The sequence below is a fragment of the Ureibacillus acetophenoni genome (assembly GCF_900220965.1).
Classification (GTDB): domain Bacteria; phylum Bacillota; class Bacilli; order Bacillales_A; family Planococcaceae; genus Ureibacillus; species Ureibacillus acetophenoni.
This window is the reverse complement of record NZ_OBQC01000003.1, coordinates 26,093-52,787: the sequence shown is the minus strand read 5'-3', so window position 1 is coordinate 52,787 and position 26,695 is coordinate 26,093. Positions and strand designations below refer to the sequence as shown.

General features: G+C 34.1%; 23 protein-coding genes. 3 read left to right on the top strand and 20 right to left on the bottom strand.

The features are described from left to right. The first annotated feature begins 80 nt into the window (after positions 1-80). The 3 genes from CRO45_RS05710 to CRO45_RS19995 all read left to right on the top strand — a co-directional run bounded on the left by CRO45_RS05710 (position 81) and on the right by CRO45_RS19995 (position 2,164). Positions 81-1,043 (top strand): hypothetical protein, encoded by a 963-nt coding sequence (locus CRO45_RS05710; protein ID WP_097148698.1) that lies wholly within the window; start codon positions 81-83, stop codon positions 1,041-1,043. A 116-nt stretch (positions 1,044-1,159) separates the two neighbouring features. Beyond that, positions 1,160-1,777: a sporulation-specific diadenylate cyclase CdaS gene (gene cdaS / locus CRO45_RS05705; protein WP_097148697.1), complete on the top strand. Its 618-nt coding sequence runs from the start codon at positions 1,160-1,162 to the stop codon at positions 1,775-1,777. Positions 1,778-1,864: 87 nt separating this feature from the next. Next, complete coding sequence (locus CRO45_RS19995; RefSeq protein ID WP_097148696.1) at positions 1,865-2,164, top strand: hypothetical protein; 300 nt, start codon at positions 1,865-1,867, stop codon at positions 2,162-2,164. Positions 2,165-2,372: 208 nt separating this feature from the next. Here the strand turns inward: CRO45_RS19995 and CRO45_RS05695 are convergent, their stop codons facing one another. The 20 genes from CRO45_RS05695 to CRO45_RS05600 form a co-directional block, all read right to left on the bottom strand. Further along, on the bottom strand, positions 2,373-3,470 hold the full coding sequence (locus CRO45_RS05695) for an ABC transporter ATP-binding protein (RefSeq protein ID WP_097148695.1): 1,098 nt from the start codon (positions 3,468-3,470) through the stop codon (positions 2,373-2,375). 29 nt (positions 3,471-3,499) lie between these two features. Further along, positions 3,500-4,663 (bottom strand): N-acetylglucosamine-6-phosphate deacetylase, encoded by a 1,164-nt coding sequence (gene nagA / locus CRO45_RS05690; RefSeq protein ID WP_097148694.1) that lies wholly within the window; start codon positions 4,661-4,663, stop codon positions 3,500-3,502. 18 nt (positions 4,664-4,681) lie between these two features. After that, a complete protein-coding gene (locus tag CRO45_RS05685) occupies positions 4,682-5,560 on the bottom strand; it encodes a MurR/RpiR family transcriptional regulator (RefSeq protein WP_097148693.1) in 879 nt (292 codons plus the stop codon). Between the two features lie 24 nt (positions 5,561-5,584). After that, positions 5,585-6,535: a GNAT family N-acetyltransferase gene (locus CRO45_RS05680; protein WP_212613418.1), complete on the bottom strand. Its 951-nt coding sequence runs from the start codon at positions 6,533-6,535 to the stop codon at positions 5,585-5,587. 5 nt (positions 6,536-6,540) lie between these two features. Continuing rightward, positions 6,541-7,455 carry an N-acetylmuramic acid 6-phosphate etherase gene (gene murQ / locus CRO45_RS05675; protein WP_097148691.1) on the bottom strand — a complete coding sequence of 305 codons (915 nt, stop codon included), beginning with the start codon at positions 7,453-7,455 and terminating at the stop codon, positions 6,541-6,543. Between the two features lie 12 nt (positions 7,456-7,467). After that, a complete protein-coding gene (locus CRO45_RS05670; RefSeq protein ID WP_097148690.1) occupies positions 7,468-8,631 on the bottom strand; it encodes an exo-beta-N-acetylmuramidase NamZ family protein in 1,164 nt (387 codons plus the stop codon). Continuing rightward, positions 8,631-9,602 (bottom strand): carbohydrate ABC transporter permease, encoded by a 972-nt coding sequence (locus CRO45_RS05665; RefSeq protein WP_097148689.1) that lies wholly within the window; start codon positions 9,600-9,602, stop codon positions 8,631-8,633. Before CRO45_RS05665 ends, CRO45_RS05670 begins: the two co-directional genes overlap by 1 nt. 13 nt (positions 9,603-9,615) lie before the next feature. Continuing rightward, positions 9,616-10,584: a carbohydrate ABC transporter permease gene (locus CRO45_RS05660; RefSeq protein WP_097148688.1), complete on the bottom strand. Its 969-nt coding sequence runs from the start codon at positions 10,582-10,584 to the stop codon at positions 9,616-9,618. A 59-nt stretch (positions 10,585-10,643) separates the two neighbouring features. Beyond that, positions 10,644-11,981, bottom strand: coding sequence for a sugar ABC transporter substrate-binding protein (locus tag CRO45_RS05655; protein ID WP_097148687.1), 1,338 nt, complete (start codon positions 11,979-11,981; stop codon positions 10,644-10,646). 21 nt (positions 11,982-12,002) lie between these two features. Then, positions 12,003-13,154 (bottom strand): anhydro-N-acetylmuramic acid kinase, encoded by a 1,152-nt coding sequence (locus CRO45_RS05650; RefSeq protein ID WP_097148987.1) that lies wholly within the window; start codon positions 13,152-13,154, stop codon positions 12,003-12,005. Positions 13,155-13,270: 116 nt separating this feature from the next. Next, positions 13,271-14,839 carry a beta-N-acetylhexosaminidase gene (gene nagZ, locus CRO45_RS05645; RefSeq protein WP_097148686.1) on the bottom strand — a complete coding sequence of 523 codons (1,569 nt, stop codon included), beginning with the start codon at positions 14,837-14,839 and terminating at the stop codon, positions 13,271-13,273. Further along, positions 14,836-15,555 (bottom strand): PIG-L deacetylase family protein, encoded by a 720-nt coding sequence (locus CRO45_RS05640; RefSeq protein ID WP_097148685.1) that lies wholly within the window; start codon positions 15,553-15,555, stop codon positions 14,836-14,838. Before CRO45_RS05640 ends, nagZ begins: the two co-directional genes overlap by 4 nt. Before the next feature lie 11 nt (positions 15,556-15,566). Then, entirely contained in the window at positions 15,567-16,622 is a 1,056-nt protein-coding gene (locus tag CRO45_RS05635; protein WP_097148684.1) for a serine hydrolase domain-containing protein, read from the bottom strand. Then, complete coding sequence (locus CRO45_RS05630; protein ID WP_097148683.1) at positions 16,619-17,566, bottom strand: GNAT family N-acetyltransferase; 948 nt, start codon at positions 17,564-17,566, stop codon at positions 16,619-16,621. The genes CRO45_RS05635 and CRO45_RS05630 overlap by 4 nt, the downstream gene beginning before the upstream one ends. After that, positions 17,563-18,534, bottom strand: coding sequence for an N-acetylglucosamine kinase (locus CRO45_RS05625; protein ID WP_097148682.1), 972 nt, complete (start codon positions 18,532-18,534; stop codon positions 17,563-17,565). Before CRO45_RS05625 ends, CRO45_RS05630 begins: the two co-directional genes overlap by 4 nt. A gap of 332 nt (positions 18,535-18,866) precedes the next feature. Beyond that, positions 18,867-19,496, bottom strand: a complete 630-nt coding sequence (locus CRO45_RS05620; RefSeq protein WP_097148681.1) for a LysE family transporter — start codon at positions 19,494-19,496, stop codon at positions 18,867-18,869. Between the two features lie 750 nt (positions 19,497-20,246). Then, positions 20,247-21,512 carry a coiled-coil domain-containing protein gene (locus CRO45_RS05615; protein WP_097148680.1) on the bottom strand — a complete coding sequence of 422 codons (1,266 nt, stop codon included), beginning with the start codon at positions 21,510-21,512 and terminating at the stop codon, positions 20,247-20,249. A gap of 101 nt (positions 21,513-21,613) precedes the next feature. Continuing rightward, a complete protein-coding gene (locus tag CRO45_RS05610; RefSeq protein WP_097148679.1) occupies positions 21,614-23,347 on the bottom strand; it encodes a HEAT repeat domain-containing protein in 1,734 nt (577 codons plus the stop codon). 16 nt (positions 23,348-23,363) lie between these two features. Next, positions 23,364-25,109, bottom strand: a complete 1,746-nt coding sequence (locus tag CRO45_RS05605) for an Hsp70 family protein (protein ID WP_097148678.1) — start codon at positions 25,107-25,109, stop codon at positions 23,364-23,366. A gap of 25 nt (positions 25,110-25,134) precedes the next feature. Next, positions 25,135-26,694: a hypothetical protein gene (locus CRO45_RS05600; RefSeq protein WP_097148677.1), complete on the bottom strand. Its 1,560-nt coding sequence runs from the start codon at positions 26,692-26,694 to the stop codon at positions 25,135-25,137. Position 26,695: the final 1 nt, after the last annotated feature.

Below are 26,695 nucleotides of genomic sequence, written 5' to 3'. Positions count from 1 at the left end.
GTTTTGGATATGGAGGCGAGTGTTCTCTAACATAAAGATGAATTGCTCGACTCATATTAAGATAGAAAGGAGATGAGTTAATGTCAATCATTGATAATAAGAGAAATAAGAACAATAGTACAAATTCTGCAAAGCCAAAGAGCCATCAGGAAATTGCGAAAGAATTTTACCCAAAAAGTGCCCCAACCTCTTCTAATGGGCAACAGATTAAATCGATTATGGAATTCGCAAAAGAATTTGTTCCTAATTTAATCCCGAAAACGGTGAAGAACAAATTATCGGGAATGGCAAATTCTAATTCGAATTCGTCAGGTAACACGCCGAAAGTGTCTATTGAAGAAATTGCGAATGAATTCTTTAATAACCCTTCATATAAGTCAAATGCTTCAAGTCAAGGTAAAAATACGAACGCTGTGACGGAATTTGCAAATGAGTTTTTATCAGCAAATACACAAGCAAATAAAAACTCATCGAATTCAGGAAAATCAAATAATGCACAAATGAATGCTAAGCAGTCAAATAATAATACAAATGCTCTTACAGAGTTTGCCAATGATTTTTTAACAACGAATTCACAGGCAAATAAGAGTGCTTCAAGTGGAAATTCTGCAAAATCGAAAACGACTTCAAGTGTCATCACTGAATTTGCGAATGAATTTCTAACTTCTAACACTCAAGCTAACAACAATAAGAACAACAATAAGTCATTAAATTCTACAAACGGTGCACAAGGTAAAGCCGCAAAATCAAATACAAACACAAATGCGGTTACAGAGTTTGCCAATGAATTTTTAACAGAAACAAACGCTTTAAATAAAAATTCTTCTAAGTCGGCAAATTCTAATGCTGCTAAAAACTCTAAAATGAATACTTTATCTAAATCGAATACGGGGGCACTAACAGAATTTGCGAATGAGTTTATGACCACTAATTCTAAACCAAATAACTCTTCGAATAATAAGACATCTTCAAGCTCAACAAATAATTCTAAATTAAAATCACAACAGGAAATTGCAAAAGAATTCATGCCTAAACAAAAATAAATAATTTGGAACGGCGTGATGTAGGGACAACTCCCCTACTCACGCCTTATTCTTTACATAAACAAGATGCATACGCTTGTTCAAATTTTAAAAATCAAATGTTAGGAAGTGAAACAATGATGGGTTCGACAATAAATGAACCAATTAAGCAACATTTAAAAACGCACTTAATTAAAGTTTCTGCAGAAATTCAGGATATGTTAAGTAAGTTTGATTGCAATGATGACTGTATCTTAACCGAGTTTGAACAAATTCAAAGTAAATTAAGTACATTACAAAAAACAGCCGCATTATTTTACTTAAATAATTATTTATCTCCTTACACTTCCTCTTATCAGGAAATATCAACTGCAATCCAGCACTTTTCAGAACTTAGACAAGGTGCATTAATTGCAGTAGAGCGTAATGATTCTTTGGAACCTTACTTACATTCTGGAATACCTATCGGTGGCTACGTTTCAAGTGCATTATTAGAATCAATTTTCTATCCAGGTGGTAGGCTTCATGACGGTGCTGTTTTAATAAAAGAAGATACAATTATTTCTGCGGCTAATGTACTTCCTGTGTCAAAACAAGATTCTGGAGGAAAAAAATTAGGTACAAGACATAGAGCTGCAATTGGTTTATCGGAATTAACCGATGCCCTCGTACTAGTCGTATCTGAAGAAACCGGAAGAGCTTCTTTTGCTTTAGCTGGAAAGTTATACCCAATTAGTGGAGGAATTTTTAATTAATAGATCACAATAAAAATTAGAACCTTTACAAATCCCAACAATTATTGATATAATATTCTTCTAAATTCTAAGGAGGAGTAAAGTGTAATGAATAAATACTTGACCCTCTCTATTTTGGTTATAATAATTAGCTTCTTTTATTTAATATTCGAAAATCCTCAAGCAATAAACCTTCAAGAAATTAGTCTTATTGATGACCAAATTTCCGAATATCCACTTGATGATAACGGAAATGATATTAACGCGACAATTGCATTAGTTACAATTACCTTAATTATTACTAGTTCTATTAGATTGTTTTCCTTGTTTTCGATATTTACTAGAAGGCTAATGTTAATTACAACAATATTTTATCAATCAAATTATTTAATCAACTCTTTTGAATAAAAACTTAAATTCAAAGGAGGAAAATAAAAATGATGTGGATTCGATTAATTGTAATGGCTATGTTCTCAGTGACTTCTATTTCACTTTTAACATATCAAGGTATAGAAATTTTCCATGCATTTGGGAATTATTTCGACCAAAAATAAAACTGTATTTTAAGAATGTAATTAGAGAAGAAAACCTGGCATTATGTGCCAGGTTTTTTACATTAAAAAATTCGATTTTCTGAATTCGCATCAAAGAAATGTGCTTTTTCCATATCAAATGCTAATTGTATAGTATCTAAAGGTTTTACTGATGAATCCACATCTATTCTTGCAATAAAATCCGTACCGTTCAAATTGGTATATAAGTATGTTTCCGCTCCCATTAGCTCAGCCACTTCAATTTGTGCTGTAACAGTTGACCCTTTATGGTTCGCGATATCTTCAAATTTCGAATAAATATTTTCCGGACGAATACCGAGAATAATTTCTTTTCCAATATATCTTTTTTCTTGTAATAACGTAAGTTTATTTTCAGGAATTTGAATTCTAATGTCTCCTAAAACAAATTCTGTTTCATTAAGCTTTCCTTTGAAAAAGTTCATAGCCGGAGAACCAATAAAGCCACCTACAAACACATTGTTTGGATAATCGTAAACATCTTTAGGAGTACCAACTTGTTGTATTACACCATCTTTCATGACAACTAATCGAGTTGCCATTGTCATCGCTTCTGTTTGATCATGGGTTACATAAATAGTTGTTGTTCCTAACCTACGATGTAGTTTTTGGATTTCTGCACGCATTTGCACACGTAATTTTGCATCTAAATTTGATAACGGTTCATCCATTAAAAATATTTTTGCATCACGAACAATGGCCCTGCCAAGTGCAACACGTTGACGTTGACCACCTGATAATGCTTTTGGTTTACGTTTTAAATATTCTTCCAAACCTAATATTTTTGCGGCTTCATTCACTTTTTCTTGTATTTCCTTTTTAGGTACTTTTCTCATTTGTAAACTAAAAGCCATGTTTTCATAAACTGTCTTGTGAGGATACAATGCGTAGTTTTGGAATACCATCGCAATATCCCGATTTTTAGGTGCTACTTCATTCATTTTTTTACCGTCGATTTCCAGTACGCCATCTGTAATGTCCTCTAACCCTGCTATCATTCGTAAAGTAGTTGTTTTTCCGCATCCTGAAGGACCAACAAATACAATGAATTCTTTATCTAAAATATGCAAGTTAAAATCTTTAACTGCGACAGCTCCCTTATCATATTCTTTTGTAAGGTTTACTAATTTTAATTCTGCCATCGTTACTCCTCCAATCTATTATTCTCTTTTTATTTCGAAAAACTTAATTCTCCTAGACAAAATGTATGTTGTATTTCAAAGTCTTCATTGAGCAATATGAAATCTGCATCTTTTCCTACTCTTAAACTACCTTTTCTATCAAAAACACCTAGTTGTTTCGCTGCATTCATAGAACTAATTTTTTGAATATCATGAATAGAAAGATCACAGAGCTCCTTCATTAACTTCACACCATCAATCATGCGTAGTACACTACCAGCTAAGGTACCATTTCGTAGAGTTGCTTTTTGTCCTACGACCGTTACATCCTGATCAGCTAATGTATAGGTTCCATCTGGTAATCCTTTTGCTCGCATCGAATCTGTAATTAAAATGATGCGATCAGCTCCAATAAATTTCCCAATCATTTTTAACATCATCGCTGATAAATGAACTCCATCTGCAATCACTTCACAAAATAGGTTATTGTTCATAAAACCTGCTCCTACAACACCTATTTCCCGATGGTGTATACCTGTCATTGCATTTGTAAAATGAGTTAAATTATTTAACCCATGTTGATGTGCTGATTGAATAACTTCAAAACTCGCTATTGTATGACCAGCAGATGATACAACGTGATTATTGTTTAAAAAGTCTATCATTTCAAAGTTTGAATCTAGCTCAGGAGCTAGAGTTACGATTTTCAACCCATCAAGCCGAGCACCGAACCATTCTTTAACCATATCTATTGAAGGTTTACGAATATATTGCAAAGGCTGCGCTCCAGCTTGTTCAGGATGGATAAATGGTCCTTCTAAATGAAGGCCGAGCATCTCCGCCCCTTTAATACTTCGATTTCCTGTAAACTGCTTATTCACGTTAATTGCATTCTGAATATTTTCTTGTGAGTGTGTCATAGTTGTTGCTAGAAAAGAAGTCGTTCCTTCGCTGGGTAAATAGTGAACAATTCTTTCAGTTGCTTGATATTCACCATCCATAAAATCTGCTCCAATTGCACCGTGAATATGTTGATCAATAAATCCTGGCAATGCTAAGTTTCCTTTGCCATCAAATTCTTCTCCATCATAGTTTTCAATTGGAGTTTGTGAAATACGAGAGATTTTTCCATTTTCAATAAACATTTCCCCACGAATAACAGAACCATCTTCTAAACAAATTCGAAGATTTCTTATTAATTTATTTCCCAACATGTTCACCTTCTTAATGGTCTAATTCTTTCGCTTCTGATTTTGTTGGTTTTGAAAGGATTCAATAGCTTCTCTAGTCACATCTAAATATTGGATTGTCGTTTCGTATTGTTTAGAAGCAACAGACATAAATAAAATATCCATCACATGTAGCTGAGCAAGTCTTGATGATGTTGCCCCACTCCGAAAGTTCGCTTCTCTGTTTGGAGAAGTGTGCAACTGAATTGAAGAAAGCTGAGAAATAGGTGTTTGACCATATTTTGTTAAGCTAATTGTTTTTGCGCCTTTTTCATTTGCTAATTCAATAATTTTTTCAACCTCAAATGTACTACCTGAAAATGAAATACCAAAAACAACATCATCCTTTGTTGCATTTGCGACTATCGTTGCTCCCATATGTAAATCAGTACTGGCAGTAGATGGCTTGTTAATTCTTAAAAACTTCTGTTGGGCATCTATTGCAGAAATGCCAGATGCACCTACACCAAAGAAGTGAATATTTTTCGCCTTTACAATAGCATCTACGGCCAGTTCTAATTGCTTACTATCTATTAACTCAGCTGTTTCACGTAAAGTTTGTACAGCTAAGTCAGTTACTTTTTGAATCGTAATAGAAACAGGTTCATTAGGCTTGATATCCCGGTTGGTCAATTCAATTTTACGGCCTAAGTCTCCAATGATTCGCAGTTTTAACTCTTGAAAACCTTTTAAATTCAAGGATTTGCACAATCGTGTAACTGCAGCTCCACTTGTATGACTCTGTTCACCTAATTCAGAAACTGTCATCGTCGCAACTTTTTCTGGCTGTGATAAAATATAATCTGCTATTTTTTGTTCAGATGGAGGAAGTTGTTCCCTCATTTCTTTTAGTAAAATTAAACCACCTTTTGATATCGCCATAAAATCAACCTTTCAATACTTAAATCAATTATTTGCTAATTCCTTTACCATCACATGAAACTTTCGATAAGTTTTAAATCCATTCTTTAAATACAGATGTCCTGCTGAACTCGTTTCACTTGTCCATAAGAACCAAGCACCTTGTAAAGACAGCTTTCTCATTTCATGTAACGTATCGTGTAATAATATTTTACCTAATCCCTTCCCTTGTTCGCGTTCATCAACTCCGAAAGGACCAAATCTTTCACGAATTCCTTCATATCCACCATATAATGCAAATCCAACGACAACATCTTGTTTTTTTGCGACTAGAATTCGCGAAGGATCCATTCCCATTAATATCCCTTCACGAATAGCTCTTCCCCAATCAGCATTAAAATGCACATTGGCAAATTGTATAAGTTCATACAAATCTCCATCCTGTACTTTACCGAACGAATATCCTTCAGATTCTCTTAACTTTTTAAGCTTTTTAATTTGTTCTGGATATACGTAATCTATTAATGCACGATGCATCGCAACAGGGGAATAAAGCCTTTTAAATCCTTCTTTTTCTAAGAAAGCATATCCTTTTGGATAGCGTTCTTCATCAATGCCTGGTACGAAATAATTCGGTGCATATGATGAGAAGAACACTTTTTCTGCTCCTTCATTTTTTATATAGTCACATGCCCTTTCTAAAAGCTGATGACCAATATTTGCACGTTCGTATTGTGGATGAACCATGAAAAATGTAATCCAACCTGTGTCACTTTCTAAATTTGTTCCTTCCATTGGAAGTTTTCTTGTAATGGCTAACACAGCTCCTACGATTTCCCCTTCTTCCACTGAAACAATAAGTCCCTTTGGATCAAAGTTAGCATCTAACAATATTTGGTTTCGGAATCGGTTTGCATTTATCGGATCATGCACCAATACTTCATTCCATAATTGAACAATTGCTAATTCATCCCCATTTTTAAATGTACGTAACATGTTCCTTATCCCCTCTCATGATTCGAAAGTTTGGTTGCTTGACGTACAAACCCGTTTGATTTTGAAATGAGTTTTAAAGCTTCAGCTTTATCCTCATTTGTTAAAATCATGACAATTGCAAGTTTCACATTATAACCTGTTTCATCCAATACAGCTTCAGCTGTTGAGTAATCGACATTTGTTGCACTACAGACGATTTTCTTTGCACGTTCTTTTAACTTATAATTACTTGCGTTTAAATCTACCATGAAATTTTTATAAACTTTCCCCATTTTAATCATCGAAGTGGTTGAAATCATGTTTAGTATCATTTTGTGAGCAGTTGCAGCTCGTAAACGTGTAGATCCAGTTAAAATTTCAGGACCAGTGATTACTTCAATTTGAATTGAAGCGTAGTCACTTAAAATTGAATTCTCATTACTAGTAAGACTAACAGTTGTTAACCCACATTGATTTGCGTATTTTAATGCCCCTATTACATACGGTGTTCTTCCACTTGCAGCAATACCTATTACTACATCACGAGAAGTTGGAGCTAATTTTTTTAAGTCGGTTGCCCCAAGTGCTTCATCATCCTCAGCCCCCTCGGCCGCACGAAACATTGCATCTTCTCCACCTGCTAATAGTGCTTGCACTAAATCTGGTGAAGTACTAAAAGTCGGAGGACATTCTACTGCATCTAGTATACCGATTCTTCCACTAGTACCAGCTCCAACATAAAATAATCTACCTTCATTTTGAAATGCTGTTACTACCTTTTTAATAACTTCTTCAACTTTTGGTAATACACGTTGTACTGCTAACGCGATTGTTTGATCTTCCTCATTCATCACTTTTAATATTTCTGTTATCGACATTTCATCAATTTGATGTGTCTTCGGATTGCTTTTTTCAGTTGTCAGAAGTGATATATTGTTCATCGCTCTGCCTTCCTATCTATAGAGTAAATACTTATCTCTTTTTGAGATAAATTCTTCCGTATCTGTTCGATACTCTTCTAAAAAATTATCGATATTACCATCTAACACAGACTTTCTTAGCAGTGCATTCCCAGCGAGTAAATCAAACATTGGATGCTTTAAATTTTCATATTTTAAGAACTCTATACGGTTACCGTAAATATTAAAAATCGTATTAAACATTTTCGAAAAAGTACCTAGTGGTTTAAAATTCAAACGATCTAAAATATGCAATTGGATACCTTCACATAGTTCATTCTTATATTTTTGGTATGTTGGTTTGAATGATGTAGCCCTAAAATAAACATTTGGTAATTTTAGTGCATTCAATTCGTCTTGTAACTTTTCGCCGTTAATGAAAGGAGCGCCGATAATTTCAAATGGTTGTGTAGTACCTCTTCCTTCCGAAAGATTTGTCCCTTCGATTAAACAAGTACCTGGATAAAGTAACATCATATCGATTCCCGTCGTATTTGGTGATGGTGAAATCCATGGGAGATTTGTATCTGGAAAGTACATGTTTCTTGACCAACCTTCCATTAATACAACGGTTAAATCACACTGAATGGAAAATTCTTTGTTAAAATAACTCGCCAATTCACCAACAGTCATGCCATGGCGATTTGGTATTGGGTATAGACCAACAAACGAAGTGAAATCTACGTCAACTAAATTCCCTTCTACTTCAATCCCACCAATTGGATTTGGACGATCTAACACAATCATTTTCTTATTTGTACTTCGACAAGCTTCCATCATATAAGCGAGGGTATAAATGTATGTGTAATAACGAGCACCTATATCTTGAATATCGAATATTACAACATCAACTTCGTCCATCATTTCATCAGTAGGCTTTTTTGAAGCTCCATATAAGCTAAACACAGGAAGATTTGTTTCCTGGTGAACCATATTTGGAAACTTTTCGCCTTCCTTAACATTTGTTTTCAACCCATGTTCTGGTGCAAATAATGCTGTTAATTGAATAGCTGGATGTTGATGAAATAACCGAATCGTGGAAACTAACTTTGCATTAGCACCTGTTTGATTCGTCAATAAACCAACACGTTTGCCTTTCACTAAGTGAACATACTGCTCTAAAAATACGTCTACGCCGAGATTTACTTTTGTTCTCATTATTCTTTTACTCCACCAATCGTCAAGCCTTTTACGAAGTGTCGTTGGAATAAAATAAATACGATAATCATTGGAATTGCCGTAATTGCAGCTCCACTCATAAGCAATTTAAAACTTGCTAAGTTTGCATCTTGCAACGTTTTCAACCCTACAGGTAATGTGTAAAGAGCCTCATTATTCAAGACAATAATTGGCCAAAGGAATGAATTCCAAACGCTCATGAATGTAAAAATACCTAACGCTGCAAGACCAGGTTTAGCAAGAGGCAATACAACTGTCCAATACGTCTTCCATTCACTAGCGCCATCCATTTTCGCCGCTTCTAATAATTCGTCTGGAATAGAGTACATGAACTGTCTCATTAAAAATACACCAAATACCATTGCTAAATCAGGTAGTATCAATGCCCAATGGGTATTCATTAACTCCAATTTACCTACCATGAAAAATAATGGAACAAGAGTAACTTGTCCCGGAATCATCATCGTCGCGATAATAACCCAAAAAATTAAATTACGACCAGGAAACCTCTTTTTGGCTAATACATAACCGGCCATGGAGTCAAAGAGTAGAATCCCAAAAGTTACAATTACTGCAATGTATATACTATTAAAGAACCACTTTCCGACATCTTGTTTTGTAAATAGGTTAACAAAACTAGAAAAGGTATCTTCAATAATGTAACTCATCATGTCACGATGATATGTTTCTAACTCAATATCACCTGCTTTTGCAGCTTCTCGTGCTTCACCCCAATGTTCGAAGTACAAAGGTATACCCATCGGATACATTTTTGGTGGATTCGCGTTAACATAAGATACTGGTCTTTCCATGTCTTGTGACTGATAACTACTTAACTGTAGTGATGTCGAAAATACCCAGTAAAGTGGTAATAATGAAATAATCGCAAATATCGTTAGTAAAATATAGGTGATAATTTTGTTTAAACTTTTAATCGGTTTGTTTTTCATTTTCGACCCTCCCCTACTCATCATGTCGTAGTACTCTAAACTGGATAATCGAGAAAATGAGAATGATCACAAATAACACAACTGCTTGAGCTGATGCTAAACCATATTCAAAATCTCGGAAACCAGTTTTATAGATTAAATGTACTAGCGTCTCAGTCGAACTACCTGGTCCTCCACCAGTCATCATGATGATTTGAGTAAATACTTGGAAGGAACCAATTGTACTTAATAATACTAGGTATAAAGTTGTAGGTTTAAGTAATGGTACTGTTATATGAAAGAACTGTTTAATACTATTTGCACCATCAATACGTGCAGCTTCATAAAGTGATTGAGAAATGGACCCCATAGAAGCTAAATACATAATGATTCCAGTACCAAAAGGAATTAAACATGACATGATAATCAAAGCCCATAATGCAGTAGCAGATTGACCTAACCAGTTGATCGGTTCTACACCGAACCAGCTTAAAAAGTAGTTAAACAAACCAAAGTCATAGTTATACATCCAACGCCAAACCATTGCTATGATAACCATCGATGTAACAGATGGTAAATAGAAGGCTGAGCGGAAAAAGCTTTGAGAAATCTTACCTAAACCGAAAATCATAACGGATATCACAAGTGCACTAATAACAGAAAAAGGTACAGTTACAACGGTAAATAGTAGTGTATTTTTTAAAGCAATACGAAATGCTTCACTTTTAAATACTGCTATGTAATTATCTAATCCTATAAAGATACTACCGTTGAATCTATACTCTTGAAATGATAGAACAATTGCCCAAACTACTGGAAATGCGACAAACAACACAAATAATATTAATTTTGGTAAGAGAAACAAATAAGCACTGTAGTTTTTCTTCATGTCTTGCCAAACTCTATTTGGTTTTTTGTGCGACTTTTTCAGTTCTTTCGTATCTTGTAAACGATTCTCCTTTACAGTTGCTTGTTCTACAGGATCCAATTTCACTTGAGTCATTGCATACACCTCCTACAAATGAAGCAGGCTTGCTTCTCGCAAAACCTGCTTCTTCATGGTTATTTCAATAATTCGTCGACAACTTTTTTCGCGTCAGCCATCGCTTGTTCTGCCGTTTTTTCACCATTAAATACTAATTGAAGTTGTGTTTGAATTGCTTCATCAATCTTTTTCCATTCTGGGTGACGAGGAAGCATGACAACTTGGTCAGACATTTCCATCGCTCTTGCCATCTCAGGGTTGTCTTTAAATGGTTCCATATCAGAAGAACTAATACGAGCTGGGAAAATACCGTAATGTTGAGCCATTGTAAATTGCTCTTCTGTTGAAGAAATAAATTTCATAAAATCAGCAACTGCTGCTTTTTTATTTGCATCATCTTTTTGGTTAAACATTAACCAACCACCAACTCCACCAATTGTTACTGATTCACCCGAATCACCAGTTGGGTATTCTGCTACCATAAAGTTCGTAGGGTATGCGCCTTGTGCTGAACCAATAGCCCAAGTTGCCCAAGGTTCCATTGCAACAGTACGTTGTTCTTCGTTAGCCCAAGCTTGGAATGTACCACCAACATCTGAACCACCTAAAGTTTCAGGTGCTGCATCTTCTTTTAATTTTAAATCTGCTAAATCTTGAATCGCTTGAACTACTTTTGGATCATCAAACGTAAACTCTGTCAAATCTTCATTAAGTGGAGAACCACCGTTTTTATAGAAGAATGGCCAAGCTTCATAGTATCCAGGTAAAATGTAAGTGGAGAAACCGTACACATCTGTTTTTCCATCTCCATCACGATCGAATGTTAAATCTTTTGCTGTTTTTAAAAACTCTGCATATGTCCATTTACCATTTTCAGGTGGTGTAACGCCTCTTTCTTCAAATAAATCTAGATTTAGAAGCATTGTGTGTAATGTTATTGAATTTGGAATTCCGTATAGTTTTCCATCATACGAATATGCATCTAGAGCATTTTCATAAAAATCTGCTTTTTCTTCTTTAGTTAAGTATGCATCTAATGGTTCAACTACACCTTGTTCAATATGATCAATACTTACAGAACTTCCACTTATATCAACTGGTGCAATATCTGGCCAAGCTTGTCCTGCGATAGATACCCCAAGTTTATCGCCCATTTCAGCCCAAGGAACTTGAACCAGTTCAATTTTAATACCTTCGTGTGCTGCTTCGTATTCTGCAATTTTGCTTTCTAACCAATGATATTTGTTGTCATCTTCATCTGGCCATCTTGGACCATCCCAAATTGTGATTGTTCCTTTAAATTCATCAGCATCTCCTACTTCTTCATTACTACCTCCACTACATGCAGCTAACATAGAAGCTGTTAAGCCTAGTGAAGCTAAAAGAAGCGTAGATTTTTTCCAAATCCTTTTCATTTTTCTTTCCCCCTATTTGTTTTACCATGCAATTTTCCCCATAACCGTTTGTCTATTTGCTCCTGTTGATGAAGGTAAGCTATTAGGAATTTTGTTAAAACCTAAAAACCCAAGTAGTGCAAAAACAAAGGCTTCCTTTGCATCATGTTGAATACCTAGTACATCGGTTTCTTCCATACGAATCGTGTCAGGTAGTAATTCTATTAAGTAGTTTAGTAGAGTAGAATTATGAACACCACCTCCACTAATAAAAACTTCTTTCACTTCGTATGGTTCGATTAATCTTACAATCTCATTTGCTAAGGTTTTTGCTGTAAACATTGTAACTGTTGAAATTTTGTCCAATGGTGTGAGATTATATTGATCTCCAACACTCCAAATACATTCCGAGTATGCTTGACCAAATAATTCTCTACCAGTGCTTTTTGGTGCAGAAAGTTCGAAATATTGGTTATTCATCAAATATTCCAAAAATTCAGAATGGACTACGCCTAATTTAGCTAAATTCCCATCCCTGTCAAAGCTTTGCTGTCCATTTGTATACTTTGAGACAAAATAATCGATGATCATATTTCCAGGGCCAGTATCGTATGCAATGACATTTTTTGAACTTGTTTTATGTGGGACTACTGTTATATTCGCAATCCCTCCGATGTTAACTAAAATGCGCCCCTGTCTTTCATGCTGAAATAAGTAATAATCAGCAAAAGGAACTAAAGGTGCACCTTGACCACCAGCAGCCATATCACGCGTTCTAAAATCTCCGATGACAGGAATCTTTGCTTTTTCAGCTAATACCGCAATATCACCGATTTGCAATGTGTTTGGACGGGCGTATTTTTCGTTTTTGTTTACGAATGGTTCATGCCAAATAGTTTGTCCATGTGAACTAATTAAATCAATGGAATCATATTCAATCTCTGAATCTACTAAGGCTTCTTTAATGTAGGATGCATAGAGTTCGCCTAAATACATATTCATAGAAGAAACTTTTTGAATTGATACATTCGGGTCCATTAATTCATGTAACTTAAGTTTTAGTTCGTTATCATATGGTATCGTAACAAAATGTTTTAACTCATATTGTAGATCCCCATTTGTCTTTGAAAAATCTACAATCGCGATATCTAACCCGTCCAGTGAAGTACCAGACATTAAACCGCATACACGCATTGGTTTCAATATACCCCTCCCTTAGCAAACGAATTACTTGCAAACGCTTATTAACATTTTATTCGGTTTGAAAAATAATATCAACAAAATTTTAAATAGTTGAAATATATTTTTAATCAAAATGTTGTAACGGGAAATTTTCCATTTACTCGGACTTTCCCTACTAAATATTGAGAAACTACTTCAAAAGCAGTTTTTGTAAACTCATATGTGCAAATGATCCGATTTGCCATTGTGAAAAGACTTGCATCGTATGGAGAACGGATAGCTACTACATCAACTAACTTTCCTGTTTTTATAAGTTCGTGTACAAATTGTTCTTGTACAGGTTGTTGCACGGCACTTAATGTTAATGCAACTATGTGATCATATGCTTGCACAACATTGGCAATCGTTGATGTTACTTCTGCATAAGAAGAAGGATTAATCTCCATTACATCAACTAAAGAATGAACTTTCTTGAATTGTTCCGCCATTTCAATAGTTGAATAACGTTTATCTTCTACCATCATGGCATATTGATTTGTCGGATAAATTAGTAATACCTTTTCATCTTTCTGTATGGTTTTTCCATTATCATGGACAACTGTTACACCATCTAAATAAATTTCTCTCATTTCATCTTTATGTTCTTTCGAACCAATAAACGCGGGCACTAAATTCGTCTCTTCAATTTCAGACCAATTTGTGAAGTTATTGATCATATTTTCTATTCGACAAATTGACTCATCAATTTGTTTCTCAGAAATTTCACCGTTTTCAACTGCTTCTACAATTTTTAAAATTGACTGCTCTTGTAATGAATGAATATGGGAAACCATCACTAAATCTACACCAGCTTGAATCGCTTTTACTGCCCCATTTACTGTTCCGATTCCTTTTGCAATAGCATCCATTTCCATACAATCTGTTGTAATAACCCCATCAAATTTAAGCTCTTTTCGAAGTAGATTAGTAATTACTGACCTAGAAAGTGTTGCAGGAGTATTTTCTTCCGTTTCGAGAGCTGGGAAATAAACATGGGCCGTCATAATCGCATCTGCTCCGGCAGCGATACATTCTTTAAACGGTACTAATTCCACTTCATGCAATCGTTGTAAGTCATGTTTAATAATTGGCAAATCTAAATGTGAATCAACACTCGTGTCTCCATGGCCTGGAAAATGTTTTAATGTTGTCATGACTTTTTCTCGTTGCATGCCAAGCATTGATTGTTTGGCAAACTCGGCCACTTTGTTTGGGTCTTCTCCAAACGAACGAACACCAATAACAGGATTTTTCGGGTTATTATTTACGTCAACAACAGGTGCTAAGTTCCAATTAATACCTAATGCCTTTAATTCCTTTCCCGTAATAACACCTGCAGAATATGCATGTTGTGGATTATCGGTTGCACCTAAAAGCATAGCCCCTGGAATAATGGTAGTTCCTTCTCCTAATCTACGAACAACACCATTTTCTTGGTCAACACAAATTAATAATGGTGATGAATAACCTGCTGCTTTCGCTTCGTGTTGCAAACTTTGAGTTAAATGAAGAATTTCTGTAGGTGTGCCGATGTTTCGACCAAACAGAATGACACCACCAATGTGGTATTCATGAATTAAATATTTAATTTCATCCGACATAGTAATACCTTTAAAACCTGCAATTAATAAACGTCCAACTTTTTTCTTTAAACTCATTTTGCACCTCCTGGTAGTGGGAATCCTGGAATATGACCTTCTTTTCTTACATGAAGCCCTTTAGAATTTTGTAAAGTTTGGGCATAGGTCGTTCTAGCTAAACACCCTCTTACTGTACCTAATGCTTTATAGTAGTCGTAATAGCGGAAGCTTGAAGAATTCATAATGAACCAATAACATGATAGAGCTTCTAAATAAGCTTTAAAAGAATCTGACACATCTACATAAATATCAGGCTCATAACCATCCATGTCTTCCCAATTTTCACTATGAAATACTCTACGAAGTCCATGTGGTGGCAGTCCATCTAAATCAAATCCTGGTAATGATGCTTTTAACCAAGCATCTTGAACAATTTTTTGGCATAGTGCATGATCTGGATGCATACTATTCACCCAATGTGTAATAACAAAATCAGGTTTTTCCCTTCTAAAAATCGTTGCAACTTCTTTTACAATTTCTTCATTAAATGTTAACTCAGCATCTCTATGATCAAGTGTGATGCTTACCCCACCTAATATTGCTGCAGCTTTTTCGGCTTCTTTTATTTTTTGATCACGATATTCGTCCACTGTTAAATGGGCAGGCGCACCTTTTTCACCCGCAGTTAAATGTAAAAAGGTTACTTTATAACCGGCTTCGGCATATTTATGTGCAATTGCTCCAGCTTGTATTTCACCGTCTCCACAATGTGCCCCAACAACCATTAAATGCATGTTATTTCCCCCTAATTTCTTAAGTTTGTCATGATGAGATTATGTAGACGTGGTCGTAAACGATTCATTTTATCATGACGGCCAAAATACACTCGATTTGTTAATAAAATGACAGTGACTTCAGCGATTGGATCGATATAAAAACTTGTGCCCGTATAACCTGTATGACCATAGGTATTAGCAGACATTAAATCTCCAGCTGGACTTGCACCTTCACCTCTTAATTGCCACCCTAATCCTCGTGCTTCTGGGGAAAAAGGCGTAAAATTCTCCTTTGATTTTTGCAACCAGAAAGGGTGTAATATTTGATGATCGTTATTAAAGCCATTATTTTCTAACATGTCACAGAATTTTGTAATATCCCCGATTGTTGAAAATAAACCTGCATGTCCGCTTACACCTTCCATAAATTCCGTATTGTCATCATGAACAATCCCGTACTTATGGCCATTTAAATGCTCTAAATACTCTGTTGGTGCGTATCGTTGTCGTTCAACATCAGGTAAATAGGTTGTATCGTTCATTTCCAGCGGTTCGAAAATATATTTCTTTGAATATTGTTCAATAGGTATAGTAGAAACAATTTCTACAATTTTCCCTAGTAAAATATATCCTAAATCGCTATAAACAACTTTCGTATCCGGCTGATAAGTCAATTGTTCGTTTGCACAAATATCTGCTAACACTTCATCAAATTTCAGCTGCTTTTCAAAATAAGGTCGATGGGCAATTAGACCAGAAGAATGTGTTAGTAGTTGTTTAATTGTAATTGCCTCTTTCCCTTTTTGAGCAAACTCTGGGATAAAAGTAGAAACCGGGTCATGCAGGTGAATTTCTCCTAATTCGAGCAATTGTAAAATAGATGGTGTCGTTGCAAGAACTTTGGTTAAGGATGCAACATCAAATAGATGCTGTGATGTCATTGGTACCTTGTCGTCTTCCGTACTATTAAATCCGATCTCTTCTTCTAATATCCATTTCCCCTTATGTTTCACTGCGATAACTGCTCCTGGCGTTACTTCATTTTCAATTTCCTTTTGTAAAAATGACTGAATAAGTTGCTTCACGATTTCACCCCTTTTGACATCGTTTGATATTCCTTCCACTTCGTAAACCCAAGTTTCCCATAGAATGTTTCAAGCTGTGTCCAGTCAATAACGATAAAATGCATTCCACGTTTCATTAGTTCATTCACAGCTGCTTTGACTAAATCTAAACCAAAATGTTTCCCCCTTATTGTACGGTCGATTCCTAAAGGACCAATTCCCCCTAAAGGCGATGAAAATAAGTGAGACCAATACACATTTTGTGCGATCACTGGTGATTGAGAATCATTCATACGACAAAAACCTTTTAATTTACCATCAATAAAAAACCCCATAAATTCTCTCCCTGTGGAGTTTAACTGAGCATATCGATAAGCTTCATAATGCCATCGACCAGGGAATACATCTTTTAAGAAATTTAATAATTGGGGCATATCCTCTTTCTTTAAAACTCTAAAATGATTATTAGAATTTGATAGTGTAAAAGGTTCTTCATCTACAACTTTTTTCACTAAATCGATTTCAATAGATTCCTTTACATATCCCTTACGTTCAAACCACTTGATTGTGTCTGTTTGTTCTAAAGGCACACCAGGAAAGTAATGCCATGGATCACGACCTAAGCGAATTTCCTTCACGTCCTGAAAACTCGACTCTGCATGTTGCAATAGCATTTTTCCAATGCCTTTTCCACGAGATTCAGGTTTCACAAGTAAACATTGAATCCACCCAATTTCTTGTGACATTGAAGTAGGAGTTTTTTCTATAAATTGTTTCGCAACGACGAACCCTACTAATTTCTCTTCTTCAAGAACTGCAACGGACCCTGTACTTTGTAGATTTAGATCATGCAAAGTATTTTGAATCCATAATTCTTCGGTCATCGGAAATGTGTTACCTAAGCATTGATTCCAAAGCTCGACAATTTGATTAACTTTAATCTCATCAACTTTAACAAGTTTCATCGTTTGACACCCTTATTTAAAGTTTCAACAAAATTTGGCCCAATGTTTTTTTGAACAGCCCTTACCCCAGCAGCAATAGCACCGCCAACTGGAGAAATGAGCGTTTTACTAAATTTTAAGTTTGGATGGGTTTCACTGGATAGCTTTTTAAAATGTTCAATAAAAATTGCGTCGTTTGTAAATACGCCGCCTGACAAAATAACAGATGTTGGATGATTCCTATCAACTAATTGACTATGACATGTTTTAATCGAGTGGATCATTTTCACACACGCATTTTCAAGGATTGAACTTGCTACATGATCACCAAGTTCTGCTTCTCTCACAACATATTGACTAATCGGCGCAATGACAGAGCGAGGATGATCTTTCCCATATATTTTTTCTATTAAATCTGGTACATTCATCACTGCAAAATAGTTTAAAATAATATTAGTTAATGTGGTATCCATTCCTCGTCCATCATACTGTTGAAATACTGCTCGAAGTGCTTCATTACCCAAATAGAAGCCACTTCCTTCATCGTCGAATAAATATCCCCAGCCTCCGACACGGACCATTTTATTGTTTTCATTTAACCCTATGGTAATAGCCCCAGTACCTGCAATTTGCACGATTCCAGGTGAACCTAATGTCCCTGAGTAGAGAGCATTGACTGCATCATTTTGAACAATGACAAGTGGATTTGAAGGTAAGTGTTTAAGAAGTAGAGTTTTCATCATTTCATCTCTACCACTTTCACCAACACCAGCCATGCCTGCAAAACAAACGTCGATTCTATTAAAAATATCTTCGTTATTTTTACGTAATTGGTGCAATAAATCGCCCATTACTTGTTCAAATTGTTCTTCAGATAATGTATTTGGGTTACTTCTTCCTGTAATCGCTTGACTATAAACATTTCCATTTTCATCAGCAATGATTGCTGTTGTCTTCGTCCCTCCACCATCAATCCCTAAAATGTACATACCGTTACCCCTTTTTCTACCATTTCTTTAATTATAATTTTCCGAAAATTAATTTCAACAATTCTTTTATCTTTCGTTATATTTTTTTAGGTTGGATGATTTTTGTCCTAGAAGAATTGATGCCTTAGATTAAAAAGTTCAAAAATTAAAAAAGGCCAAAACCCTTAATAAATAAAGGATTTAGGCTTTCTGTTAATGTATGGTCTCGACAGGGCTCGAACCTGCGACCCCCACGTTGTCGACGTTCAATAATATAGGGCATTGACCCTTCTTGGATCAACGCCCCTGCGTATAAAATATTAATCTATCTAATTTAATATAATTACACAATATTATATATATACCTTCACACTTTGAATAAACTCATAAACAAAATACCCTGCAAAGCAAATTAATAAAATTCCCGATATGATTGTTAGCCATTTGATTGCCTTTCGACTTAGTGCTTTTCTTGTAATCGATATAATGGAAAGTAATCCAAGATCATGGAGCAAGATTCCACTTAAAATTCCTAATGCAACAATGATAAAATGACTTTGATCGCTTGCATAATTTTTGGCCAGTACTACTCCAAAAACATTTACCCAAAATACAAGATTACCTGGAGATACAGCCACTAGGACGCCATTTTTAAAAGAACTAAAAAAAGACTTTTTTACCTTTTCTCCTGATAAAGTAATATCCTTATCAGCATTGATAATTGAATCGTAACCTAAGAATAATAAAAACGCAGCTCCAATTAGCCACATTGGGATTTGAATAATAGGTAAAGCTAAAATAGAAGCAAGTCCTGCTGATAATAAAATGATTAGTGTAAGATCAATTGTTATACCGCCTAAGCCTACTGCCCAACCATGTAAAAATCCATTTTTTAATCCTTGTTTTGTCATTTCGACGGTAATCGCCCCTACTGGCATTGCAATAGCAAGTCCTACCATTACATATGTAAAATACAAACTCACATAAACACTTCTTTCATAAATAAAGATAGCTTCTTACGTCCGTTTTATATGAATTATTATACATGAAAGAGTTGACTTCATACAAACTACCTTTCAAACCAATAGTTTAATAACTTAAAAAAGCCAGAAACCCTTGTTAAATAAGGGTTTCCAGCTTTCTATTAGTGTATGGTCTCGACAGGGCTCGAACCTGCGACCCTCACGTTGTCGAAAGTAAGACCCTCGTTATATATCGTGTTTTATAGTTACCGACAATAGCTTTAAATCTAGTGGTATCAAGGGTTTCATGATTTTGAATTATTTTTGGGAATCTGCTGTAATTTTAAGTTTGATGCCAAAATGATGCCACAGTGATGCCATAATAATACGTTGATTTTAATAAAAGGAACGATGAATTAATTATGTCAGAGAAAAAATTTAAGCAAACCGTTTTTAGGATTACCTTATGAAGATATTAATAAAATGACAAAAGGATTGATGATGAAGAATTAATAGCGAAATAGATCATATAAAATAAAAAGGAATAATATAAAACAATTACAAACTAAAAAAGAGTGGTTCCCTCACTCTTTTTATAGTATATATTGTTTTTTACATACGTTTTCAATCGTGTATATCGTATTAATAGAACAAACTCTTGATACACGAGGGGGGTTTTAAAAGCTAACTCAGAGTTGTTATTGTGATTAATAAACGTCTCATTTACATTCTGTGTGGAAGATTTGTGTAAAATAATAATACTAACTAAAATTACGTAAATTCTGGTTCAAATTCGTTTGAACCAAATAATGTTGTTAAGTCTAGAGATTCTTCTTCTTTATTTGCTGTTTTAGAATTTACATTAATTGGATTTTGGGTTTTTTCATCCTTTTTTATTAATTGTAGTTTTAATTCACTTACTTGGGATTGAAGGATATTATTATCATTTTCTATTTCGTCAAATTTCATCTTTAAGTCTGCATACAATTTCTCATTCATTTTTAGCGAACTTTCATGACTGGATTCTAATAAATCGAGTTTTTCCTCATATCTTGATTTTTGAAGTGCAAGTTGCTTATTTAGTTCATTTGTGTATTCTACTTTAATTTTTTCTTCAATCTCTCCATTTCTGTAGGTAAGTTGCGTTATATTTTGTTCTAAAAAGTTTTTTTCTGTTAGCGCTTTATCTAATTCTTTGCGCAATTCTCCTAGTTTACTACCTTGCTCTCCAAGGTCTTTTTGTAATTTTTTGATGAGATCTTTGTCTCGATTGCGGTTATTCACTTCATCATCATATTTTTTTTGAAACTTTTGAATTTCTCGGTTTTTACTTTTAATTTCCTTATCTTTCTTAACTATCTCATTCCTAATCTGATCAAGTTCTTCTTTTAGTGATAAAACTTGACTATTTAATACATCATTTTTTTGATTTTCTAATTCATTTGATTGTTCCTCCATAGAGATTATTATCTTTTTTAACATATGAATTTGATCACTAAATGTTTGTTTTTCGTTCAAGTGCTCTTCTTTTATTATTTCATTCATGTCATTATCCCCATTTTTCCCGTCATGTTTTATCAATTCTAATAGTTTATCGTGTAGATTTGGTTTTAAACGTAACCAACAGATAAGTTTATTTTTTGTGAATGAGACATTTTTTAGCTCGTTACATAATTCATTAAAGAGAAATGCAGATTTTTCACTATTATTAGTTATATTTAAATAATCTTTTCTTTTCTTAATTTTATCTTCAAACCGTTGTATATCAATGATGGTTTCACGCATCATATTGTTATAAACTTTATAACTATTTTCCATATTATTAACAATTTCTTTTACCAGTTCATCATGTTGAATTGAGTTACTTATGAGCTCTACTCTATTAAAAGGAAGATTTTTTGATAGGTACGAATCAGACAATATATATTTTGACAATTTTGATGTTGAGAACATTTTTACTAAATAGAAATCTAGCTCTTGTAGTTCTACTCCTTTTACTTTTATATAAGGATAATTAACACCTTTCTTATTTACCAAATCGACACACCCTTCCATTGAATTTAAATAAAGTCCATATATCATTAATTTTGTGGGCATTTTTAGTTAATTTTTAATTTATTAGTATTATTGTAAGGATATTAGTCCTTGTATTTTTCAATTCCTCCTGATTCACCTTTTGAACGAACTGCGGAAATAATATTTTCTAATTCTTTTTTTACACTCGGTTCTTCAGTTCTTAATGCTTTAACAAGGACATCCATTCCTAATAATTCTTTCTCTGAACCAACGAATTTGCCAATAATTCGGTAGATTGAAGTACGAACTGGTGTAGTTGATTTAGGTTCTCGATTTAGCAATTCATTCAGCAACGGTCCAACTTGTTTCGGCAATACATTAGGCTTTAATAATGCTGATAATAAGATCATTGAATCCATATCTGGTAGCATTAAAGCTTTCTTTGCAACTTGAATTAAATTCTTTGAGGGTAATAAAGAAGTGAAGTTTTCTAATCTATTTTGTTCATGTGGAGTCCCATTTAACATTTTGTCAAAGAACAGTTCATCTGCATCCTTCTCTCCAAGGCGGAAAAGAGCATAAATAACTTCCAACTCAGTTTCTGGATCAACTAAGTATTTCTTTAATGCAGGAGCATAACTTATATCTCCAAAGTCGGCAATAGCTTTTATACAAGTTCGTTTCACGTGCGGTCTGCTTGTTTTTTGTAGGCATTCAAGTAAATATGGTAGATTTTCAACATCTTTAGTATGTGCCAAGCCTTCGATTATTTCTGCTTGACTATGTGGTAAGTCTACTAATAATTTTCGTAATTGTTCAGATGCTATAGGAGATTTTATTCCCCCTATAATTTTAGAGCATTGACGTATATGGAAATGGTCGTCTGAGCTCTTCATAAATTCTGCTAAGATAGGGATAGCACGTACACCGAAAGATTTTAATCCCTCAGAATAGATTGGACGCAAATAACGTTTTTTACATTGAATTAATTCGTTATACACATGCTCAATAAACGAATCCTCAAATACTTCAAAATGTTTTGCAACTTTTATTGCCTGTCCTATTAGTCTGTTATTGCCATCTGGTAGATTAGAAATGATAGGTAGGAATTGTATAGCTGCTTCCGTATCTCGAATATTCACGATTGCTTCTAAACAAATAATAATCAAATGATTTTTCTCTTCATTTTTTGCTATCGAGAATATTTCTGGTAAAACTTCTTTTGCTCTTATTTGACCAGCACTTCGGAGTGCCAGTTCTACATGCTTTTCAACTGTTGATTGATTTAAAATTCCCTTAAGGAGTGCACGTCCCTTCAGATTATATGCACACAGATTAGCAACTAAAGTGACAAGCAAATCTCTTGTATAATGGGAAAAATCAAATAATACGGATTTTCTGAATATTATATAAAGGACATTCAAAGTATCACTATTCCCTAAATTCTTAAGGGCAACATAAGCATCAAGTGACTTTTTCTGATTATTAGTATCAGCCATATCCTTAATTAAATTTACAACTTTTTCAATTAATTCGTCAGACATATCAGGAATTAATTGATCAATATCTACTATAACTTCAATACCTCCTACATCTGGGTGTTGATACATGAGTTTGGAGCTGTTGTTAGTTTCTGTTTCAGGTTCAATTTCTACAAATATATCACCTAAAATATTATCATCTGATTCTTTTCGTATTGCCTCTGCCTGTTCAACTAAAGCCCTTTTTAATTTAAGTACATCAATTTCCATTCCACTATTATTTTCAGTGCCATTTTCATCTATATATTTAGGGCTTGTTGAACCACCTAATTGTTTCACTATCTTCTGATTTAACAATTCAGAAATTGTCGCCATTTCTTTATCCTCCCTATTATTGTTTTAATCGTTGATTCATTTTTTCAATTTGTTCCTTAATCTTTGCTTGTTCTTTTTCTGAAATCTCTGGTTCACCTAATGTCACTTTAACCATTTGAGATTCATCTTCAGTTAGCCATGCTTTTACAGTAACATTTCGTTCTATGTCAACGTTCACTTCAAAAGTGAGAGGTGTCCCAACTCGTACAGGTTCTTTAAACTGGATATATGCTTTACCTAAGGTTTTTGTTTTTGGTGATTCAGGGTCAATAGCTGTAAACAATTCTAATATCATATCATTTGTGTACTCATCACCAAATTTCCCACCACCAACAAAAAACTTATTTTTTATTAAAGGTGATTTATATGGTAGTTGTTGTCCATATTTAACTAAAGTCTCAGGTGTACCAGTTTTCACCTTAATAAAAACATTTTGAGGATAGATTAAATCACCATCATCATCAGATTGATTATCTGTTTCTTTCCATAGATGATAAACTGCCGCTCCCCTAGAAATAGATTCCAATGGGTCTACTGGAGTAACTGGAATAATTCGTTGATCAAACATTTCAAAAATTCTTTCTCGAATGGTTGGATAATAAGACATCCCCCCTACCAATAAAATACAATCTATATCATCTTTTGAAATTGGTATAACACTTGTTTCAAAGGCATTTTTTATTGGCTGTTCAATATTTTTCTTGGAGTTAGATGCATCAAATAATAATGGTCTAATGGCCTCATCAATTTCCTCACGTGTAATTGTGACCGGCTGATTTAGCGATAATTTACCAGTCAATTGTGTAAATACATAGCGATCTTGTACTTCTTTAAATTTTCCGATTGACTCTTCAAACTTCATTCCTACTGATTTAGTTCTGATACTATTTGAGATTACTTTTTTCGCTCTTTCTGCAAATTCCAAAATCTCTTCCTTAATTTCTACTGAATATAGTTCTTTAAAATCCTTTGGAGTTACCCCAGTCATCTGCAAAACCTTTACTGTAATTGCTTGAGCAATCAAATTATCAAAATCAATTCCCCCTAACTCAGTATATTGGGATATGGATAAATCCTTAATTCTAATAACGTGATTTTCTTTTACGGAAACGTTGTGGATTGTAACATCACAAGTACCACCACCAATATCAAATACCATAATATTCTTTGGTGTTGTTACATCAATCAGTCTAAAATCAGGTGCCTTTTTTTGTTCTTCATTAATAAAATCTAAAATTGCAGCTCTTGGTTCTGGTATTAACCGAATTTTACTTAAATCAAAGCCAGCAATTTGTGCTGCTTCTTTTGTAGCATTTTGTTGTAATAAGTCAAAGCTAGCTGGAACTGTAATAACTGCGCTGTCTACCTCTTCTCCCATAAAGTAATTCTCAGCTTCTCGGCGCAAAACACTGAGCACAATACCACTTACTTCTTGAGGAGTAAATGATTGTCCATTAGTAAGAGTCCACTTTCCTTCTTTTCCAATAAAACGTTTTACTTTAGACAATACTTGTTTCGGTGAAATACTCATCATTTTTTTTGCATACATTCCTACGAAAGGTGTTTCATATTCATCATAGTAAACAACACTTGGTAGAATGTTGTGGCTAGAGCTCATATTTACCCCTGTCTCATCTACCTGTGTAACGCCAAGAGTTTTTGAAAAAATATCGTTTCCATTACTGCTTTTATATGCAATCGAAATAGTTGAATTTGTTGTTCCCAAGTCAATGCCAATATATTTCATTTTTATTTGGTGCAAAATGCACCTTCCTCCCTTCAAACAATTATTTATTTATCTCTTCTACGATTGGTTGAACAAGTATTTTTCCATCTAGTGTCCAGCCATAACCAATTATTTTTATATCCACATCTTCTTCTGCAGATTGAATTGCATCTTTCACTGTGAAAAGTTGACCAATTTTAGATTTCTTCACATTGACTTCTTCACCCAATTGATAAGAACCTAAATATGGTTCTATTCCCTTTAACCCAAGGATGGTGAACAGACTTATTAAGCTTCCTTGTAATTGGAGTGAATCATTATCGATTGGATGAAAGCTATCCTGATAAAGATTATGAAGGGCATAATTTCCTTCTCTTCCTCCTACTAATTTAATAAATTGTATTAACTGTTCGTATGAATTCTCTTTTTTATTTTTCTCGTATTCTTCTAATTGGTAGGAAAGATGAACATTTTCTTTCTCCAATTGACTTATTTTTATCTTTGCATTTTCGTTATCTTTAATAATTTCTTTAATCTTTATATGAAGCCCATCAAAGTCATTTAAAATACTAAACCAACCATTCGATTTTTCGTTAACCAGAATAGTAGGATCTATTTTCGCGCTATCTTCATTTGAATGCTCTGGATATACATTTTCAATTTTTTCAATATCAAAGTTAAGCTTTTCTTTTTCAATCATTTTAGCATTCACAAATTGTTCAGTTACTTCATCAATGAAGCTCGCACCATCATCTTCATTACCAAAAAAGTCAATTGGTTTTGAAGTCGCGTCAATTGCTATATGAGCAATCTTTTCACGAGGATTTTCTGGTGTTATATTTTCATATTCAATTTCACCCTTTCCATGAAACAAATTAGTTAACACTACCTTATATTTAACAAAAGGCTCTTCTACTTGATTCTCTATTGCATTAAATATCAACGTTGCTAAACCTTTTGCAAATGGAAGACTTTCAACTTCATTATTTAGTTTATATTTTTTAATTCGTTTAAAATCAAATTTCTTACGATTTGACCCTTCAATTTTGTGACAAAACCCAAGTTGGTCAAAACATTTAAACATTTCATCTTTAGGATTAACGTGAGGAAAATATTGTCCAAGTATGACTTTTGAAATTTCAATAATATCTAGTTCTCGTAAGTCCTCATCTTTTTTACTAATAAGAATTCCGAATCGAACTAACCATTCCACAAAAGGTACACTATCCTTGCGAAGGTAAATTAAACATGATTCTATATCGTGCTCACATAGTGAGATGAAAGCACGCTTCCGACTATCTAGCTGCAAAGAGATAGATTCTATAAAATGCTTCGCATTATTTTTTGAGATTTTTACGCTTTCCTTTTCATTCCAAATATCAACTAACAGTTCCGCTAAATCACCATTGGTATGGTTTGGATATTCAAGCACAAGATTTTCGAATGAATGATATAATCTCCACAAAAGCATTTCACGATTAAGAAATTTTTCTATTTGATTCTCCCCAAGGTATTGATGTAGTTCGTTTTCACTGATTTTAAATTTTTCAGCTATTGAGAAAATCTCTTTATCATTATTTCTACTACTTAATAACAAAGGTAAAATATTTCCATTTAACATT

Bases quoted from the DNA above. Each gene is read 5' to 3' on its own strand.
- CRO45_RS05710 (WP_097148698.1), top strand. From the start codon at position 81: ATGTCAATCATTGATAATAAGAGAAATAAGAACAATAGTACAAATTCT.
- cdaS (WP_097148697.1), top strand. From the start codon at position 1,160: ATGATGGGTTCGACAATAAATGAACCAATTAAGCAACATTTAAAAACG.
- CRO45_RS19995 (WP_097148696.1), top strand. From the start codon at position 1,865: ATGAATAAATACTTGACCCTCTCTATTTTGGTTATAATAATTAGCTTC.
- CRO45_RS05695 (WP_097148695.1), bottom strand. From the start codon at position 3,470: ATGGCAGAATTAAAATTAGTAAACCTTACAAAAGAATATGATAAGGGA.
- nagA (WP_097148694.1), bottom strand. From the start codon at position 4,663: ATGTTGGGAAATAAATTAATAAGAAATCTTCGAATTTGTTTAGAAGAT.
- CRO45_RS05685 (WP_097148693.1), bottom strand. From the start codon at position 5,560: ATGGCGATATCAAAAGGTGGTTTAATTTTACTAAAAGAAATGAGGGAA.
- CRO45_RS05680 (WP_212613418.1), bottom strand. From the start codon at position 6,535: ATGTTACGTACATTTAAAAATGGGGATGAATTAGCAATTGTTCAATTA.
- murQ (WP_097148691.1), bottom strand. From the start codon at position 7,455: ATGAACAATATATCACTTCTGACAACTGAAAAAAGCAATCCGAAGACA.
- CRO45_RS05670 (WP_097148690.1), bottom strand. From the start codon at position 8,631: ATGAGAACAAAAGTAAATCTCGGCGTAGACGTATTTTTAGAGCAGTAT.
- CRO45_RS05665 (WP_097148689.1), bottom strand. From the start codon at position 9,602: ATGAAAAACAAACCGATTAAAAGTTTAAACAAAATTATCACCTATATT.
- CRO45_RS05660 (WP_097148688.1), bottom strand. From the start codon at position 10,584: ATGACTCAAGTGAAATTGGATCCTGTAGAACAAGCAACTGTAAAGGAG.
- CRO45_RS05655 (WP_097148687.1), bottom strand. From the start codon at position 11,981: ATGAAAAGGATTTGGAAAAAATCTACGCTTCTTTTAGCTTCACTAGGC.
- CRO45_RS05650 (WP_097148987.1), bottom strand. From the start codon at position 13,154: ATGCGTGTATGCGGTTTAATGTCTGGTACTTCACTGGACGGGTTAGAT.
- nagZ (WP_097148686.1), bottom strand. From the start codon at position 14,839: ATGAGTTTAAAGAAAAAAGTTGGACGTTTATTAATTGCAGGTTTTAAA.
- CRO45_RS05640 (WP_097148685.1), bottom strand. From the start codon at position 15,555: ATGCATTTAATGGTTGTTGGGGCACATTGTGGAGACGGTGAAATACAA.
- CRO45_RS05630 (WP_097148683.1), bottom strand. From the start codon at position 17,566: ATGAAACTTGTTAAAGTTGATGAGATTAAAGTTAATCAAATTGTCGAG.
- CRO45_RS05625 (WP_097148682.1), bottom strand. From the start codon at position 18,534: ATGTACATTTTAGGGATTGATGGTGGAGGGACGAAGACAACAGCAATC.
- CRO45_RS05610 (WP_097148679.1), bottom strand. From the start codon at position 23,347: ATGGCGACAATTTCTGAATTGTTAAATCAGAAGATAGTGAAACAATTA.
- CRO45_RS05600 (WP_097148677.1), bottom strand. From the start codon at position 26,694: ATGTTAAATGGAAATATTTTACCTTTGTTATTAAGTAGTAGAAATAAT.